Raw genomic sequence first — 16,294 nt, 5'->3', positions numbered from 1 at the left:
CCCAAGCCCAAGCCCAGGAGACCGGACAGCTCAAGCCGCTCAAGCGGTAACGATGTTCACCAGCTTCGGCGCCCGCACGATCACCTTGCGGATTCCGGCACCGGCCAGCGCCGCCACGACCTTCTCGTCGCCCAGCGCGACCTTCTCCAGCTCCTCGTCGGAGATCGACGGGGAGACCTCCAGGCGCGCCTTGACCTTGCCCTTGATCTGCACGACGCAGGTCACGGCCTCGTCCACGGCGTACGCCGGGTCGGCCACAGGGAAGTCCTGGTGGACGACCGAGGAACTGTGGCCCAGCTTGCGCCACAGTTCCTCGGCGATGTGCGGGGCCAGCGGGGCGATCAGCAGCACCAGGGACTCGGCGACCGAACGCGGCACCGCGCCGCCCGCCTTGGTCAGGTGGTTGTTCAGCTCGGTGACCTTGGCGATGGCAGTGTTGAACCGCATGCCCTCCAGGTCCTGGCGCACGCCGTCGATCGCCTTGTGCAGGGCGCGCAGCGTGTCCTCGTCGGCCTCGGAGCCCGTCACCGTCAGGGCGCCGGTCGCCTCGTCGACGACGTTGCGCCACAGCCGCTGCAGCAGCCGGAACTGGCCCACCACCGCGCGCGTGTCCCACGGCCGCGACACGTCCAGGGGGCCCATCGCCATCTCGTACAGGCGCAGCGTGTCCGCGCCGTACTCGGCGGCGATCTCGTCCGGAGTGACCGCGTTCTTCAGGGACTTGCCCATCTTGCCCAGCAGCCGGGAGACCTTCTCGCCCTGGTAGTAGTAGGCGCCGTCGCGCTCCTCCACCTCGGCGGCGGGCACCGCGATGCCACGGCTGTCGCGGTAGACGTAGGCCTGGATCATGCCCTGGTTGAACAGCTTGTGGAACGGCTCGGCCGAGGAGATGTGGCCCAGGTCGAACAGGACCTTGGACCAGAAGCGCGCGTACAGCAGGTGCAGTACGGCGTGCTCGGCGCCGCCGACGTACAGGTCGACGCCGCCGGTCGGCTGGCCCTCGCGCGGGCCCATCCAGTACTGCTCGATGGCCGGGTCGACCAGCTTCTGGTCGTTGTGCGGGTCCAGGTAGCGCAGCTCGTACCAGCAGGAGCCGGCCCAGTTGGGCATGGTGTTGGTCTCGCGGCGGTACTTCCGGGGGCCGCGGCCGTCGCCCAGGTCCAGGGTCACGGCGACCCAGTCCTCGTTGCGGGACAGCGGGGTCTCCGGGGAGGTGTTCGCGTCGTCCGGGTCGAAGGTGCGCGGCGAGTAGTCCTCGACCTCGGGCAGCTCCAGGGGCAGCATCGACTCGGGCAGCGGGTGGGCGACGCCGTCCTCGTCGTAGACGATCGGGAAGGGCTCGCCCCAGTAGCGCTGGCGGCTGAACAGCCAGTCGCGCAGCCGGAAGTTGACGGTGCCCTCGCCGATGCCCTTGCGGGCCAGCCACTCGGTGATGCGGGCCTTGGCGTCGACGACACCCAGGCCGTCCAGGGTGATGTCGTCGCCCGCGGAGTTGACGATCTTCGCGTCGTACGAGGCGAAGGCGTCGTCCCACGTGGAGGGGTCGGTGCCGCGGTCGTCGGACGGCTCGACGACGCAGCGCATCGGCAGCTCGAAGGCGCGGGCGAAGGCGAAGTCGCGCGTGTCGTGCGCCGGAACGGCCATGATCGCGCCGGTGCCGTAGCCCATCAGTACGTAGTCGGCGATGAAGACCGGGACGCGCTCGCCGCTGACCGGGTTGACGGCGTACGTGCCGGTGAAGACGCCGGTCTTGTCCTTGGCCTCGGCCTGGCGCTCGACATCCGACTTCGAGGCGGCCTGCGCGCGGTAGGCGGCGACGGCCTCGGCCGGGGTGGCGTGACCGCCGGTCCACACGTCGTGGGTGCCCTCGGGCCAGGCCGCCGGGACGAACTTGTCGACCAGCGGGTGCTCGGGCGCCAGCACCATGTAGGTGGCGCCGAACAGGGTGTCCTGGCGCGTGGTGAAGACGGTGATCGCCTCCCCGTCGACGGGGAAGTCGACGCGGGCGCCCTCGGAGCGGCCGATCCAGTTGCGCTGCTGCAGCTTGATGGCCTCGGGCCAGTCCAGCGCGTCCAGGTCGTCAAGGAGGCGGTCGGCATAAGCCGTAATGCGCATGTTCCACTGGCGCAGCTTGGCCTTGAAGACGGGGTAGTTGCCGCGCTCGGAGCGGCCGTCGGCGGTGACCTCCTCGTTGGCCAGGACGGTGCCCAGCCCGGGGCACCAGTTGACGGGCGCGTCGGAGGCGTACGCCAGGCGGTACTCGCTCAGGAGGTCGGCGCGCTCGACGGTGCTCAGCTCGTGCCACGCGCGCGTGCCGGGTACGGCGCGCTCACCGCTCTCGAACTGGGCGACCAGCTCGGCGATCGGTCGGGCCTTCTGCGCCTCGTCGTCGTACCAGGAGTTGAAGATCTGCAGGAAGATCCACTGGGTCCACTTGTAGTAGTCCGGGTCGATCGTCGCGAACGACCGGCGCTTGTCGTGGCCCAGGCCCAGCCGGCGCAGCTGGGACTTCATGTTGTTGATGGCCGCCTCGGTGGTGATCCGAGGGTGCTCGCCGGTCTGCACCGCGTGCTGCTCGGCGGGCAGGCCGAAGGCGTCGAAGCCCAGGGTGTGCAGGACGTTGTGGCCGGTCATGCGCTGGAACCGGGCGAATACATCGGTGGCGATGTAGCCCAGGGGGTGACCGACGTGCAGGCCCGCACCGGAGGGGTACGGGAACATGTCCATGATGAACTTCTTGGGCTTGGCGACCAGGGCGGGGTCCCCTGCCAGGTCGCCGCTCGGGTTCGGCGCCTCGTACGTGCCCTCGGCGTCCCAGAAGTCCTGCCAGCGTGCCTCGATGTCAGCGGCCATCACGGCCGTGTAGCGGTGCGGCGCGGCCACCTCGGAGGCGGCAGCGGTATTCGTCTCGCTCATGATCCTCAAAGCTCCATCGATCGTCTCTGCCAGCTGCCCAGGAAATGAAAAAGCCCCTCGCACAGGAGGGGACGCCGCGCCGATGCCGACCACGGTTCATCGGTGGTCGGGACTGATCAGCGCGGCTCACTAAGCAGAAGGCGTACGGCACGCATGGCGTCAGGGTACCGCAGTGCCCGAGGGCGCCGCACCGAGCTTCCGGGAGTGCTGCGACACTGTGTGCCAAGCTTGTGAAGATCTCGAAAAGCTGAACAAGATTCAAATATTACTTCGCGTAATGGTCACTAAGGGACATCACAAGCATCTGATTGCCCTTTGATAACAACGCAATAACTCAAACCTCGTACCCATCGGTATGGCTCGACTTAGAGTGCGGCATCGGGACCGCTTCCCCGAACCGTTTGGGAGTAACCCCCCATGAACCCTCGTCGCAAGAACAGCTCGCTTCCCCAACCGGGCCGCTCGGCCTACGGGATCGCGTCAGCTGCCGTTCTGCTTCTCATACCCGCGATCGTGCTGCTCGGAGGTGACGGTGTCCGCAACTTCCTCAACTTCGGCGCCGGCGTGCTCTGCCTGGTCGCCCTCAGCTGCTCCGTAATCTGGGGGCTGGTCGCGACCGACCGGCTCTTCCTGAACACGCGTCAACGGCTGGTGGCCCAGGCGGTGCACCGGACGACCGCCGTCTCCTCGGTCGCGTTCCTCTTCCTGCACATCACGGTCAAACTGGCCCTGGACCACACCACGTTGATCGCCGCGCTGATCCCCTTCGGGCTCGGCGTCACGGGCATCAACGGGCTCATCGGTCTCGGCTCCCTGGCCGGCCTGCTCATGATCTTCACGGCCATCACCGGCGCGCTGCGCAGCGCTTTCGCGTCCCCCGCGCCGATCGCCGCACGCTGGCGGGCGGTGCACCAACTCGCCTACCCCGCCTGGTGCGCCGCGCTGGTCCACGGCCTCTACGCGGGTCGACAGGCCAAGCCCATCTTCGTGATCCTCTACGGCCTCTGCCTGGTGGCCGTGATGGCGGCCCTCGCACTGCGCGCGGCTCCCCGCCCGTTCAAGCGCAAGGTGGCCGACAGGATCATGGCGGCCCTCGGCACCGACACCCGGCCGGGCCGCGAGGAGCTGGAGGAGAGCCGCGCCCGCAACGCCGAGACGGCCTCCCTGCCGGGCTTCGACGTACGGTCGGCGAGCCCTTCGCCGGACACGGCGGTGCCGCCGCAGCGGGCGGCATCCCCCTCGACGTCGCTCTACGACGCTCCCTCGCGGACCATGACGCCCGAGTCCGGCAACGGCTTCGCCGCGGCCTACCGGGCCGTTTCGGCGACCCCGCGCGCCCAGGACCCCCTGGCGGCCGACCAGACCGCACGCATGAACGTGCCCATGGACCTGCAGCCCACCCAGTCGCTCCCGCCCGTCGAGGGCGGCGGCCGGTGGCCGGCCCCGTCCCCGCCGCCGGTCGGTGAGGCTCCCCCGTCCGCGTACGACCCGCTGAACGACACCTTCGTGGGCGCCGCGTATCAAGGCAATTTCCAGTCTCCGTACGAATCTCCGTACGAAACCGGTGAAACGAACGACCCCTACGGCACGTACAACACGAACGACACGTACAACAGCGGTCCCGCCACGGATTCACAGCCCGGTGCCTTCGACGCGCCGAGCTCCGGCGAACCCTGGAACGCGCCTTCCGGAGGCTTTTAAGTGAACGAGGCCCTGCCCGACGTCCCAGAAGTCCGGGTCGTCGGGCTTCCGCAGCTCACGTCAGGCTTCGACCTTGTCGAGCGGCTCGACCTGCCGATGCACCTCAAGGTGCACGGCCCGCTCGAACCGATCGGCGGCGAGCAGCTCGCGCAGCTCGCCGAGCGGATCTCCCTCAAGGGGCGCGGCGGCGCGGGCTTCCCCTTCCACAAGAAGCTGCGGTCGGTCGCCGAGTCGGCGATCAAGCGCGGCGTACGGCCCGTGGTCGTCGTCAACGGAAGTGAGGACGAGCCCGCCTGCCGCAAGGACACGGTGATGATCAACCGTGCTCCGCATCTCATCCTGGACGGTGCCCTGCTGGTCGCCGAGGCACTGGGTGCCCGCACCCTCGTCGTCGGCGTGACCCGCGAATCCACCCAGCGTTCGATGGAGGCGGCGCTCGCCGAGCGCGGGCTGACCAACCGGCGCGGCGCGGCCATCCGCGCCCGCGTCCAGCGCAATCCGGTCCGCATGGTGACCGGCGCGGCGGCCTCGCTGATCCGCTCCATAGACGGCGGCCCGGCGATCCCGCCGGGCCGCAAGATCAGCGCGTCGCAGAGCGGTGTCGGCGGCGCACCCACACTGCTGTCCAACGCCGAGACGTTCGCCCAGCTGGCCATCGCCGCCCGCATCGGCTCCGAGCGCTACTGCAACACCGGTCTGTACGACGAGCCGGGCACCGTCATGCTCACCGTCTCCGGAGCGGTCGCCCGCCCGATGGTGCTTGAGGTCCCGACCGGTGTACCTCTGCGGTACGTGCTTCAGCTCGCCGGCGCGCCCCCGGTGCTGCAGGGCGTGCTGACCGGCGGCTACCACGGCAAGTGGCTGGACTCCGCGACGGTCGACGAGGCGATCGTGTCGCGGAACTCGCTGGACGCGGTCGGCGGAGCGCTCGGCGCGGGCGCGGTGCTGCCGATCAGCCAGGAGACCTGCGCCCTCGGCGAATCGCTGCGGGTGGCCCAGTGGCTGGCCGGGGAGAGCGCGGGACAGTGCGGTCCCTGCTACCTCGGTCTGCCCGCCGCGGCACGCGGCCTGGAGGACATCCTCAACGGCGGCGGCCCGGCCGCCCTGGAGGCCGTGAAGCAGGTCGCCAAGGCCGTGAAGCGGCGCGGTGCCTGCTCGCACCCGGACGGCTCCGCGATGTTCCTGGAGTCGACGCTCAAGGCGTTCACCGACGACCTGGCCGCGCACGTCCTCGGCAACGGCTGCGGCCGGCCGGTGCACGGCGTGCTCCCGCTGTTCGAGCCGGGACAGGTCCCGAGCGGCGTCCCCGGCGGCCAGCCGGAGGACTCGGGACCCAGCCGTCAGAAGATCTACGTCGACTGGACGCTGTGCCGCGGCCACGGCCTGTGCGCGGACATTCTCCCGGAGGTCTTCGAACTGGGCGCCGACGGCTTCCCGACCGTCGCTCAGGCGCCGGTGCCCCGTTACGCGGAAGCGAAGGCCGTGCGCGCCGTACGCCGCTGCCCGGCGCTCGCTCTGCGCATCGAGGAGGAGCGGTCCGCCGCTCCGGCGCGCAACAACCTGCCCGTCCTCTCGCAGGGGCGCGGCCGCCGCGCCCTCGGCAGCGGCCGGGGCTGACCCCGCGACACGACGAAGGCGGGTCACCCTGATCGGGTGACCCGCCTTCGAACTGCTGTGGAGCTAAGGAGAATTGAACTCCTGACCTCCTGCATGCCATGCAGGCGCTCTACCAACTGAGCTATAGCCCCTTGCTTTGTTCCGCCCGGTTTCCCCGGCGGCGACGCCAACATTACACGGTCACCGGGGTGCACCACCAAATCGTTTCCGCCGGACCGCTGCTGTGACCGGCGGCGCTGTGACCGGCGCCACCGAGGCCGGGGTCCCGGCCCGGTCGGCTCAGGCCGTCGCGAACGAGTAGAAGCGTTTGAGCGTGCAGTGTTCGTCGAGGAGCCGGCCGTAGATCGGCTCGCCCTCCAGCTCGCGGTACGTCTCGATCGGGTCGCCTTTTATGATCAGCGCCCGCGCGCATTCCTCGCACCAGTACTGGTAGTCGTGGTTGACCGGTTCCATGTCGCGGACGATCGGCGTACCGCTGCCGCACCAATCGCACTTCCGCCTGTGTGCACCCATCGATCAGCTCCAGCTGTGGCCGCAGGCCGTGCACACGTAGGAAATCCCGCCGTTGTCACCGAGAACCTGGGCGACGTGGACCGATCCGCAGGAAGGGCAGTCGAGGAGAGTGGCCTTCGGTCGCGCCACCGCCACTTCGGGGGGATCGCCGACCTCCCCGAGGATGCTCGCAGGCATCGCTACTCCCTCCCGTCGGGCCGCGCCCCCTTCCGGCCGTTTGATTCTGCCACGGCCGGAGCAATACGGTCAGCGACGCCTTCGTACCAGTCCGGACACGGCACCCGGCAGAGCCTTGGCGACCGGCGCGTATGCGCACGCCGGGAGCGCGTCCGCAGAGGTATACGCCCCGGAAGCCCAAGTGACTCAAGCGGACACAAAAAAGATCCCGCTCCCTGACGGGAACGGGATCTTCAGTGCTGATCCTCGACAACTCCAGAGAGTTGATCTGTGGAGCTAAGGAGAATTGAACTCCTGACCTCCTGCATGCCATGCAGGCGCTCTACCAACTGAGCTATAGCCCCTTGTGTTCTTCCCGCCCTGCGGGCCGAACAAGAAGAACTTTAGCCTGCGACCCGCCGGAAAGTGAAATCCGGTCCTGGCGGCCGTCCCGGGCCGCACGGAGCGACGGCGGAGAGGCTCCGGAGAGCCGCCGGGACCGCTCAGTCGTCGTCGCCGAGCACCGGCTCCGGCAGCGTGCCGGCGTTGTGCTCGAGCAGCCGCCAGCCCCGGGCGCCCTCTCCGAGGACGGACCAGCAGCAGTTGGAGAGACCGCCGAGGCTCTCCCAGTGGTGGGACTCCATGCCGAGCAGGCGGCCGATGGTCGTGCGAATCGTGCCGCCGTGGCTGACCACCACGAGGGTGCCGGCCTCGGGAAGCTTGTCGGCGTGCCGCAGCACCACGGGGGCGGCGCGGTCGGCGACCTCGGTCTCCAGTTCGCCGCCGCCGCGGCGCACCGGCTCACCGCGCTTCCACGCGGCGTACTCGTCGCCGTGCCGGGCGATGATCTCCTCGTGCGTCAGCCCCTGCCAGACGCCCGCGTAGGTCTCGCGCAGGCCTTCGTCGTGGGTGACGTCGAGGCCGGTCAGCGCGGCCAGTTCGGCGGCCGTGTTCGCGGCGCGCTGGAGGTCCGAGGCGACGATCGAGTCGGGCTTCAGCGAGGCGAGCAGCCGGGCTGCGCGCCGGGCCTGGCCGACACCGGTCCCGGTCAGTTCGACGTCCGTGGTGCCCTGGAAGCGGCGCTCCACGTTCCAGGCGGTCTGGCCGTGCCGCCAGAGGATGACTCGGCGGCCCCGGCCCGGCTTCCGGCCGGCCTGCGCGCCGACGGCGGGGGCGGTCACCGCAGCTCCCCGTATTCGGCGGCGTCCTCCACATCCTGCAGCTTGGCGTGCTCGGCGGCCTTGCCGCGCGTCGCCTTGGCATCGGCGGGGAGGTCCAGCTCGGGGCAGTCCTTCCACAACCGCTCGAGGGCGTAGAAGACACGCTCCTCGCTGTGCTGCACGTGCACGACGATGTCCACGTAGTCGAGGAGGATCCAGCGGGCGTCGCGGTCGCCCTCGCGGCGCACGGGCTTGGCGCCGAGCTCCTTGTTCAGCCGCTCTTCGATCTCGTCGACGATCGACTTGACCTGGCGGTCGTTGGGCGCGGACGCCAGCAGGAAGGCGTCCGTGATCGACAGCACGTCGCTGACGTCGTAGGCGATGATGTCGTGCGCGAGCTTGTCGGCAGCCGCCTGTGCGGCGGTGGTGATGAGCTCGATGGAGCGGTCCGTGGCGGTCACTACGCGGCTTTCGGTCGGCGGTCAGTAATACCCCAAGGGTCTCACGGACCGCCGACACCACCCCACGCGTTTACGCGATCACGGGCCCGGGCTCCCTGGGGCGCCCCGGCCCGTGATCTCCGTCACCGAGATGTCACGACGACGTCTTGTAGTCCTGGCCGAGCACCACGGACACGTCCGCGTTGGACGTGACCTCGCCCTTCTTCACCGCGCTGGTGGGCAGGTCCAGGGTCTTGGCGACCTCGACGGCGTCGTCCTTCGAGGCGGCATCGGCGTACGTGATCCGGGACACGGTCTGGGCAGTGCCCGTGCCGGAGTCCAGGAAGGTGTAGCCGCCGTTGACCAGGACGACGCGGGCCTTCTCGGTGGCGTCCTTGCTGCCGGTGGCGTTCTTGATGCCGACCCGGACGGCGTCGCCCTTCTCGGGGCTCTTCACGGCGCCGCCGAGGAGGTTCTTGACCACGCTGTCGGTGGCCTGCTCGCTCAGGGTGCCGTCCTGCTGGACGGGCAGCAGCGCGGTCTTGTAGTCGCCGCCCTTGGCGTGGTCGGCGAGTTTGGCGAGGAAGGCGCCGAGGTCCTTGTCGGTCAGGGACGGGTCGAGGATCTGCGCCAGGGTCTGCACGGTGACCGTCGCGCCCTGCTGGTCGGAGGAGAGCTTGCGCAGCACGCCCTGCATGACCTGGCCGAACCGTTCCAGCTGAGCGTCCTGGGACTCACCGGAGGCCCGGTAGGTCGCGTAGGCGACGGCCATCTTGCCGCTGAGGGTCTGGGCCTCGCCCTTCTTCACGAGGGGCTCCTCGCCCTTCTTCTTCGCGTCGGGGTCCGGCACGGCGGCGTTGGTGTCGATGTCGATGTTGCCGACGAGCTCGACGAGGTTGTTGAGGTAGGGGGTGTCGAGGCGCCAGGTGCCCTCGATGTCGGTCCCGAGGACCGTGTCGATGGAGTCCCGGGTGCCGGACGAGCCGTCGCCGTCGACCGACTTGGCGAGCGTGGTCGTGGTGCCGTCGTCGTCCGTCAGGGCAAGGGAGTTGGGCAGCAGGACGGTGGCGCCCTGCTTGGTGGTGGTGTTGTTGACGAGCAGCGCCGTGGAGGTGCCGCCCTTCTTGGTGTTGTGCAGGTGGACGACGATCACGTCGCGGTTCTGGGCGCCGGCCGCTGTCGTGGTGCCGGCCTTGTCGCCCGAGGACGAGCCGGGGAGCTTGCCCGCGTACCAGAGGTAGCCGACGCCGCCGACGACCACCAGGGCGAGCACCACGACCAGGGCGACGATCCTGCTGCGGGCTCGGCGTTTGGCCTCCTCGCGGCGCTCGGTGCGGTTCTCGGTGAAGTTCAGCCAGTCGATGACGTCTTCGGACTCGGCTTCCTGCTCCTCGACGAACGCGAACTGCTCGGTGCGGTAGTCGCGGTCGGCGCGGGGCCGGTCGCCGCGGTGGGGATCGTCCTGCTCCTGCTCCGCCGGCGCCGCCTGCTGCGGGATGTAGGCGGTCTGCTCGGCGACCCGCGGCTGCTGCCCGGTGCTCGCGGTCTGCCCGTAGGGGTCGTACGCGGTCCCCGGGACGGACGGCGCGGCCTGGGAGGCGGTGCCGTACGGATCGTAGGGGTCGTACGGGGGCACGGGCTGCTGCGAGCCGGTGTCGTACGGCGGCACGGGCTGCTGGCGGCCGGTGTCGTACGAGGTCGCGTACGGGTCGTAGCCGTAGCCCTGTTGCTGCCCATAGGGGTCATAGCCCTGCTGAGGCGGCTGCTGCGGTTGCTGCTGCGACTGCGGCTGCTGTTGTGGCGGCACCTGCCGGTACACAGGCTGCCCGAACTCGTCGTAGCCGACGAGCTCGTACTGGTCGCCCCCGTATCCAGCGTCGTATCGGTCGTTCACCGGTGCCCCTCTCGGCTCACTCGCCGCGGTACAGCTCGCGCTTGTCGATGTAGCGCACCACACCGTCCGGCACCAGATACCAGACAGGGTCGCCCTTGGCGACCCTCGCACGGCAGTCTGTGGACGAGATGGCGAGCGCGGGGACCTCGACGAGCGAGACACCGCCCTCCGGAAGCCCCGGGTCGGCCAGGGTGTGGCCGGGTCGGGTGACTCCGATGAAGTGCGCGAGGGAGAACAGCTCTTCGGTGTCGCGCCAGGTGAGGATCTGGCCGAGCGCGTCGGCGCCCGTGATGAAGAAGAGGTCCGTTTCGGGGTTGAGCGCGCGCAGGTCGCGCAGGGTGTCCGTGGTGTAGGTCGGGCCGCCGCGGTCGATGTCGATGCGGCTCACCGAGAACTGCGGGTTCTCGACGGTCGCGATGACCGTCATCAGATAGCGGTCCTCGGCCGGGGAGACCTGCTTGGCGCTCTTCTGCCACGGCTGCCCGGTCGGCACGAACACCACCTCGTCGAGGTGGAACTGCGCGACGACCTCACTGGCCGCCACGAGGTGCCCGTGGTGGATCGGGTCGAACGTTCCGCCCATGACGCCGAGGCGGCGCTTGCCGGGGTTCGACGGGCCGTTTCCCGGGCCGCGCCCAGCGCTGATCACCTTGCCGCTCGCCGGACCGGTAGGCATGTCCTGCTCTCCCATGCGTGCAGACCCTACCGGCCCGGCCCACGGGCTTCGGTCGACAGGCCCCCGAGGGCGAGGCCGGCGGGACTCAGCGGTCCCGGTTGAAACGCGTGGTGATCCACAGCAGCAGGAGGAGGACGAAGAGCGCGCCGCCACCCGTCAGGTAGGGGCTGAGGCTCTCGTGGTTGCCACCGTGCTCCTCGCCCTCGGCGGCAAAGGTGACCAGCTGGGCAGCGGTGCTGTGGAAGCTCATCGTCGGCAGAACCTATCCGGGTGTGGGATCGGGATAAAGACTTCGGCCCATCGTAAGCGGGCACGTGCACGGCGATCACGCCGACTCCGCCGTTGGGGACCCCGGCCGCGCGACGCCCCCGACGGCGCACGAGGCGACGTACGTCACAACGACGAGGCAACGTCCACGGCGCGGACGGCGTCAGACAAGTGAGGACACCGGGAAGGAGCCGGGAAGTAAGGACGGAAGTCGCAGGGAGTACGTCAGTCGTCCCGCTTGTAGCCGCGCAACAGGAACCAGCCGAGCAGGACGGCGCCCACCACCATCACGATCAGCACGATACGGAGCAGATTGCCCGGCCCCTGCTTGTCCGCGGCATCGGCCGCCTCGGTCAGCCAGTGGGCTGCGGGGATGTGCTCCATGGGGATAGCTCCTTACGGTGTGCTGCCCCATCACGGTATCTCCGCCTACGCTGGATCCCGCTTCGGGGGCACGGCACTTCAGAGCATGGGGGAACACATGTCCGACGACAGCCACGAGCAGAACGGGCACGAGAACGTGCCGAGCAGGCAGCGCAGGCGCTTCGAGGGGATCTCCTCCCGGGCGTACGAACACCCGGCGGACCGCTCGGCCCTGGTGGCCCTGCGCAAGCTCAGCGGCTTCGACACGGTATTCAAGGTGCTCAGCGGCCTGCTGCCCGAGCGCAGTCTGCGGCTGCTGTTCCTGTCCGACTCGGTGCGCGTCTCGGACGCCCAGTTCGCGCACCTCAACGACATGCTGCGGGACGCCTGCTACATCCTGGACCTGGAGAAGGTCCCGCCGATGTACGTCACCCAGGACCCGCAGCCGAACGCGATGTGCATCGGCCTGGACGAGCCGATCATCGTCGTCACCACCGGCCTCGTCGAGCTGCTGGACGAGGAGGAGATGCGGGCGGTCATCGGCCACGAGGTCGGCCACGCGCTCTCCGGCCACGCCGTCTACCGCACGATCCTGCTCTTCCTCACGAACCTGGCACTCCGGGTCGCCTGGATCCCGCTGGGCAACCTCGCGATCATGGCGATCGTGACCGCGCTGCGCGAATGGTTCCGCAAGTCGGAGCTGTCCGCGGACCGCGCCGGGCTGCTGGTCGGCCAGGACCTGCGGGCCTCGATGCGCGGCCTGATGAAGCTCGCGGGCGGCAACCACCTGCACGAGATGAACGTGGACGCGTTCCTCGCCCAGGCCGAGGAGTACGAGGCCGGGGGCGACCTGCGCGACTCCGTGCTCAAGATCCTCAACACGCTCCCCCGCACCCACCCCTTCACCACCGTGCGCGCCGCCGAGCTGAAGAAGTGGGCCGAGTCCCGCGACTACCAGCGGATCATGGACGGCCACTACCCGCGGTGCGACGAGGACAGGGACACCTCGGTCTCGGACTCCTTCCGGCAGTCGGCGGCCAGCTACGCCAGCGACGTGAAGAGCTCCAAGGACCCGCTGATGAAGCTGGTCAGCGACCTCGCGGGCGGCGCGGGCGACATCGGCGGCCGGGTACGGCGGGGCTTCGGCGGCTTCGCGAGCACCTCGCCGAAGGACCAGCCGCCCAAGGACCGGGCGTCCGGGGAGCAGACGCCCACGGACCAGGCGACCACGGACCGGACGCCGCCCCAGGAGCAGCCGCCCCAGGACGGGGCTCCCGGGGAGGACGAGGACTGAGCCGCCCCACGGAACGCGGCGGCGGCCGTCAGAGCCTTGGCTGCGCGCTCGTCGCCAGCGATCCGCACAGGGCCGTGGCGCTGCCGGTCGCGTACGGGTCCGTGCCGGCCGGGCCGCCCGCCTTGGCCGTCTGCCCCGCGAGCAGCGGGTGCAGATGGTTGACCGAGTCCTCGGCGCAGGCGAGCGGCCCGGCCTGGACGTAGGAGACGACCAGCTGGGCCTGGTGCATGCGCAGGTCGTCGCGGTCGAAGCGGAACTGCAGCTCGCGCCGGACGGTGAACAGCGAGGCCTTCGCCGTCGCGTCCGAGCCCGTGGGCCGCAGGGCGTAGACGAAGGTGTGGTCGGCGGTGATCTCCAGGGTGTTCGAGTCGAGCTCGGCGACCTGGAGGGTGCCCTGCACCCGGATCTTGGAGTCGGCGAGTTCGGCGCGGGTCGGGTCGAAGCGGACGAGCCAGCCGGTGGGCGCGTGCCGTCCGTCCGCGGCGGGGTGGGTGAAGCTCTGGTCGAACTGGTCGAGCTGCTGCGGGTCGAGCAGGATCCGTACGGGCCGGCTCGTGCCGCCGTTGAGGACGTCCGGGTCGAGCGAGGACTTGACGAGGTAGTCCTTGGCGGTGGTCAGCGCGGCGACGACCTGGCCGTCGGAGAAGTGTGCGGTGCGCCGGGAGGCGGGCATGGTGATGCCGTCGCCGCCCACGCGGAACTGGTCGGCGGGGCTGCGCGCGTACAGCAGTTCGGGGTCGATGGCCCCGGGTACGGCGGCCCCTGGCGAGAGCGGGATGACCGTCATCCGCAGCGGCTCGGCGGGCTGGGCGGCGGGGGTCTGGTACGGGTGGCGGACGCCCATGTAGATCGCGGTGCCGAAGGCGATGGCGATCAGCAGGACGAGGATCAGCGCCTGCCGGGACAGGCCCCGGTGCAGGGACGGGCGGCGGCGTACGGCGGGGGCGTGGTCGGCGATGCGTTCCTGCGCCGAGAACTCCTGGAGGCGGGCAGCGCGGACGAACGACTCGTCGAAGACGACGGATCGGTACTCGTCCTCGCCACCTGTGGAGGCACCCTCGGGTGTCCCCTCAGGTGGGTCTCCAGTCCCGCCCATACCTTCAGAGTAGGTCTCCGGGAGCCCGGGTAAACGCGGTGGTGCACGACAAGTTCTGACAGGTTCTCACCAGGTCCGTCACAGGGTCCGGGCAGCGCCTGTCACCGGGTCGGGGCCTTGCCCGTCACCGGGTCCGGGCCGGGCCCGTCACGGCGTTCGAGGATCCGCCGACAGCGCCGGCTGGGAGTGGTCGGCCGAGGCGGAGGGGCCGGTGCCGGTGACCTTGTCCTGGGTTTGTTCGACGCCTGTCGAAGTGGACGGCAAAACCGGCTCCTGGCGGCCCGAGGACGTCCCCCGGTACACCGCGGCGAACGCCAGTGCGACCATGCCGATGCCCATCACGAGGGCGAGCACCCAGGCGACGGTGCGGTGCCAGCGGACCTGTTTCCCGTAGATCCTGCCGTACGTCCCCGGGCTGCCGTAGCGGCCTTCGAGGACCTCGGTGTCGTCCAGGTCGTCCAGATCCGGGTCATGGCCGAAATCGCCCGGGTCGTCGGGGCCGAACCCGTCCTCGTAGCGCTCGTCGTCGCCACGGGCACGACGGGTGCGTGCCCGGCGGGCCTCGGCCTCGGAGGCCTCCGCGCGGGCCTGTGCGGCGGCGAGCAGGCGCTCCACCGCGGTCGGCTCGTGGACCACGGCCGCCCGTACGAAGTCCTCGTCGAAGACCACGGAGGCGAACTCTTCGTCCGCACCCCCGCGGTCGCGGTCGTCGTCGGGCTCCCAGCCGTCGGCGAACGGCGTGCCCCCCACGTCCTCCGGCACGGATCCAGAGTAGACCTGGGGGGTCATTTTGGGCAGACGGTATGGAAATTCATCCACCTGACGAGACAGTTCCGCCGGGGCGGGGTTCAGCGCCGGATGTGCCCGTCGCCCGTGACGATGTACTTGGTGCTCGTCAGCTCCGGCAGCCCCATGGGCCCCCGCGCGTGCAGCTTCTGCGTGGAGATGCCGATCTCGGCGCCGAAGCCGAACTGGCCGCCGTCGGTGAACCGGGTCGAGGCGTTCACGGCGACGGTCGTGGAGTCGACCAGCCGGGTGAAGCGGCGGGCGGCCTGCTGCGAGGTGGTGACGATCGCCTCGGTGTGGCCGGAGGTCCACAGCCGGATGTGCTCGACGGCCCTGTCGAGCGAGTCGACGACGGCGGCGGCGATGTCGTACGAGAGGTACTCGGTCTCCCAGTCCTCGGCCGTGGCCTCGACGACGGTGGCCCGGGAGTCCTTCGCGTACGCCATCACGCGCTCGTCGGCGTGCACGGTGACCCCGGCGTCCGCGAGGGCGTCCAGGGCGCGCGGCAGGAACTCGGCGGCGATGTCCTGGTGGACCAGGAGCGTCTCGGCGGAGTTGCAGACACTGGGGCGCTGGGCCTTGGAGTTGATCAGGATCTCGACGGCCATGTCGAGGTCGGCCTGCGCGTCGACGTAGACGTGGCAGTTGCCGGTGCCGGTCTCGATGACCGGGACGATGGACTCCTGGACGACCGTGCGGATCAGCGAGGCGCCGCCGCGCGGGATGAGGACGTCGACGAGGCCGCGGGCGCGCATCAGCTCCTGTACGGACTCGCGGCTCTCGCCGGGCACGAGCTGTACGGCGTCGGCGGGCAGCCCGGCCCCGCCGACGGCGTCGCGCAGCACGCGGACGAGGGCGGTGTTCGACTCGTACGCCGAGGACGAGCCGCGCAGCAGGACCGCGTTGCCGGACTTCAGGCAGAGGGCGGCCGCGTCGACGGTGACGTTCGGGCGGGCCTCGTAGATGATCCCGACGACGCCGAGGGGCACCCTGACCTGGCGCAGGTCGATGCCGTTGGGCAGGGTCGAGCCGCGGACGACCTCGCCGACCGGGTCGGGCAGGGCGACGACGTCGCGGACGTCGGAGGCGATGGCCCGTACCCGCTCGGGGGTGAGCGTCAGGCGGTCGATGACGGTCTCGCTGGTGCCGGCCTCGCGGGCCTTGGCGATGTCCTTGGCGTTGGCCGCGACGATCTCGCTCGTGCGGACCTCCAGCGCGTCCGCGATGGCGAGCAGCGCGTCGTCCTTCTCGGCCCGCGGCAGGGGCGCGAGGTCGGCGGCGGCGGCCTTGGCGCGGTAGGCGGCCTGGGTGACCGGGGACATCGAGTCGTACGGCGAGAGCGTGGTCATGTCGGCAGCGTAATGCTCCGAACGAGTCCGTCCAGCCGCTGTCCCAAACCGCGAGACACAGGGCGA

General features: G+C 70.1%; 15 protein-coding genes and 2 tRNA genes. 3 read left to right on the top strand and 14 right to left on the bottom strand.

Features of this window, described 5'->3' with window-relative positions; genetic code table 11:
• Positions 1 to 39: 39 nt before the first annotated feature.
• Positions 40 to 2,916: a leucine--tRNA ligase gene (gene leuS, locus AB5J56_RS29795; protein WP_369236838.1), complete on the bottom strand. Its 2,877-nt coding sequence runs from the start codon at positions 2,914 to 2,916 to the stop codon at positions 40 to 42.
• Between the two features lie 417 nt (positions 2,917 to 3,333).
• Here leuS and AB5J56_RS29790 point away from each other — a divergent pair, with 417 nt between their 5' ends.
• Positions 3,334 to 4,617 (top strand): cytochrome b/b6 domain-containing protein, encoded by a 1,284-nt coding sequence (locus AB5J56_RS29790; RefSeq protein ID WP_369236836.1) that lies wholly within the window; start codon positions 3,334 to 3,336, stop codon positions 4,615 to 4,617.
• On the top strand, positions 4,618 to 6,234 hold the full coding sequence (locus tag AB5J56_RS29785; RefSeq protein ID WP_369236834.1) for an NADH-ubiquinone oxidoreductase-F iron-sulfur binding region domain-containing protein: 1,617 nt from the start codon (positions 4,618 to 4,620) through the stop codon (positions 6,232 to 6,234).
• Positions 6,235 to 6,292: 58 nt separating this feature from the next.
• Here the strand turns inward: AB5J56_RS29785 and AB5J56_RS29780 are convergent.
• From AB5J56_RS29780 to AB5J56_RS29735, 10 genes are all read right to left on the bottom strand, one after another.
• Positions 6,293 to 6,365, bottom strand: a tRNA-Ala gene (locus AB5J56_RS29780).
• A 148-nt stretch (positions 6,366 to 6,513) separates the two neighbouring features.
• Positions 6,514 to 6,747 carry a hypothetical protein gene (locus AB5J56_RS29775; protein ID WP_010986886.1) on the bottom strand — a complete coding sequence of 78 codons (234 nt, stop codon included), beginning with the start codon at positions 6,745 to 6,747 and terminating at the stop codon, positions 6,514 to 6,516.
• A gap of 3 nt (positions 6,748 to 6,750) precedes the next feature.
• A complete protein-coding gene (locus tag AB5J56_RS29770; protein ID WP_369236831.1) occupies positions 6,751 to 6,924 on the bottom strand; it encodes a hypothetical protein in 174 nt (57 codons plus the stop codon).
• A 271-nt stretch (positions 6,925 to 7,195) separates the two neighbouring features.
• Positions 7,196 to 7,268, bottom strand: a tRNA-Ala gene (locus AB5J56_RS29765).
• A 138-nt stretch (positions 7,269 to 7,406) separates the two neighbouring features.
• Entirely contained in the window at positions 7,407 to 8,084 is a 678-nt protein-coding gene (locus tag AB5J56_RS29760; protein ID WP_369236829.1) for a histidine phosphatase family protein, read from the bottom strand.
• Positions 8,081 to 8,524 (bottom strand): ribosome silencing factor, encoded by a 444-nt coding sequence (rsfS, locus tag AB5J56_RS29755; RefSeq protein ID WP_369236827.1) that lies wholly within the window; start codon positions 8,522 to 8,524, stop codon positions 8,081 to 8,083. Before rsfS ends, AB5J56_RS29760 begins: the two co-directional genes overlap by 4 nt.
• A 133-nt stretch (positions 8,525 to 8,657) precedes the next feature.
• A complete protein-coding gene (locus AB5J56_RS29750; protein ID WP_369236825.1) occupies positions 8,658 to 10,397 on the bottom strand; it encodes an LCP family protein in 1,740 nt (579 codons plus the stop codon).
• A 16-nt stretch (positions 10,398 to 10,413) separates the two neighbouring features.
• Positions 10,414 to 11,088, bottom strand: a complete 675-nt coding sequence (gene nadD / locus AB5J56_RS29745) for a nicotinate-nucleotide adenylyltransferase (protein WP_369236823.1) — start codon at positions 11,086 to 11,088, stop codon at positions 10,414 to 10,416.
• Positions 11,089 to 11,158: 70 nt separating this feature from the next.
• Positions 11,159 to 11,323 (bottom strand): hypothetical protein, encoded by a 165-nt coding sequence (locus AB5J56_RS29740; RefSeq protein WP_369236821.1) that lies wholly within the window; start codon positions 11,321 to 11,323, stop codon positions 11,159 to 11,161.
• A 242-nt stretch (positions 11,324 to 11,565) separates the two neighbouring features.
• Positions 11,566 to 11,724, bottom strand: a complete 159-nt coding sequence (locus tag AB5J56_RS29735; protein WP_369236819.1) for a hypothetical protein — start codon at positions 11,722 to 11,724, stop codon at positions 11,566 to 11,568.
• Between the two features lie 97 nt (positions 11,725 to 11,821).
• Between AB5J56_RS29735 and AB5J56_RS29730 the strand changes: the two genes are divergently transcribed.
• The gene (locus AB5J56_RS29730) at positions 11,822 to 12,997 is read left to right on the top strand and encodes a M48 family metallopeptidase (protein ID WP_369236817.1); all 1,176 of its coding nucleotides are present in this window, start codon (positions 11,822 to 11,824) and stop codon (positions 12,995 to 12,997) included.
• A 28-nt stretch (positions 12,998 to 13,025) separates the two neighbouring features.
• On the opposite strand, the gene AB5J56_RS29725 is transcribed toward AB5J56_RS29730, so the two are convergent.
• The 3 genes from AB5J56_RS29725 to AB5J56_RS29715 all read right to left on the bottom strand — a co-directional run bounded on the left by AB5J56_RS29725 (position 13,026) and on the right by AB5J56_RS29715 (position 16,228).
• Positions 13,026 to 14,093 (bottom strand): hypothetical protein, encoded by a 1,068-nt coding sequence (locus AB5J56_RS29725; RefSeq protein ID WP_369236815.1) that lies wholly within the window; start codon positions 14,091 to 14,093, stop codon positions 13,026 to 13,028.
• Positions 14,094 to 14,240: 147 nt separating this feature from the next.
• Entirely contained in the window at positions 14,241 to 14,882 is a 642-nt protein-coding gene (locus AB5J56_RS29720) for a hypothetical protein (RefSeq protein ID WP_369236813.1), read from the bottom strand.
• A 59-nt stretch (positions 14,883 to 14,941) separates the two neighbouring features.
• Positions 14,942 to 16,228, bottom strand: a complete 1,287-nt coding sequence (locus AB5J56_RS29715; protein WP_369236811.1) for a glutamate-5-semialdehyde dehydrogenase — start codon at positions 16,226 to 16,228, stop codon at positions 14,942 to 14,944.
• Between the last annotated feature and the right edge of the window lie 66 nt (positions 16,229 to 16,294).

Origin of the sequence: Streptomyces sp. R21, from assembly GCF_041051975.1 — a bacterium.
Lineage (GTDB): Bacteria > Actinomycetota > Actinomycetes > Streptomycetales > Streptomycetaceae > Streptomyces.
The sequence above is the reverse complement of the archived record's forward strand: the minus strand, read 5'-3'. Positions and strand labels throughout refer to the sequence as shown.

Bases quoted from the DNA above. Each gene is read 5' to 3' on its own strand.
- leuS (WP_369236838.1), bottom strand. From the start codon at position 2,916: ATGAGCGAGACGAATACCGCTGCCGCCTCCGAGGTGGCCGCGCCGCAC.
- AB5J56_RS29790 (WP_369236836.1), top strand. From the start codon at position 3,334: ATGAACCCTCGTCGCAAGAACAGCTCGCTTCCCCAACCGGGCCGCTCG.
- AB5J56_RS29775 (WP_010986886.1), bottom strand. From the start codon at position 6,747: ATGGGTGCACACAGGCGGAAGTGCGATTGGTGCGGCAGCGGTACGCCG.
- AB5J56_RS29770 (WP_369236831.1), bottom strand. From the start codon at position 6,924: ATGCCTGCGAGCATCCTCGGGGAGGTCGGCGATCCCCCCGAAGTGGCG.
- nadD (WP_369236823.1), bottom strand. From the start codon at position 11,088: ATGGGAGAGCAGGACATGCCTACCGGTCCGGCGAGCGGCAAGGTGATC.
- AB5J56_RS29740 (WP_369236821.1), bottom strand. From the start codon at position 11,323: ATGAGCTTCCACAGCACCGCTGCCCAGCTGGTCACCTTTGCCGCCGAG.
- AB5J56_RS29735 (WP_369236819.1), bottom strand. From the start codon at position 11,724: ATGGAGCACATCCCCGCAGCCCACTGGCTGACCGAGGCGGCCGATGCC.
- AB5J56_RS29730 (WP_369236817.1), top strand. From the start codon at position 11,822: ATGTCCGACGACAGCCACGAGCAGAACGGGCACGAGAACGTGCCGAGC.
- AB5J56_RS29725 (WP_369236815.1), bottom strand. From the start codon at position 14,093: ATGGGCGGGACTGGAGACCCACCTGAGGGGACACCCGAGGGTGCCTCC.
- AB5J56_RS29720 (WP_369236813.1), bottom strand. From the start codon at position 14,882: ATGACCCCCCAGGTCTACTCTGGATCCGTGCCGGAGGACGTGGGGGGC.
- AB5J56_RS29715 (WP_369236811.1), bottom strand. From the start codon at position 16,228: ATGACCACGCTCTCGCCGTACGACTCGATGTCCCCGGTCACCCAGGCC.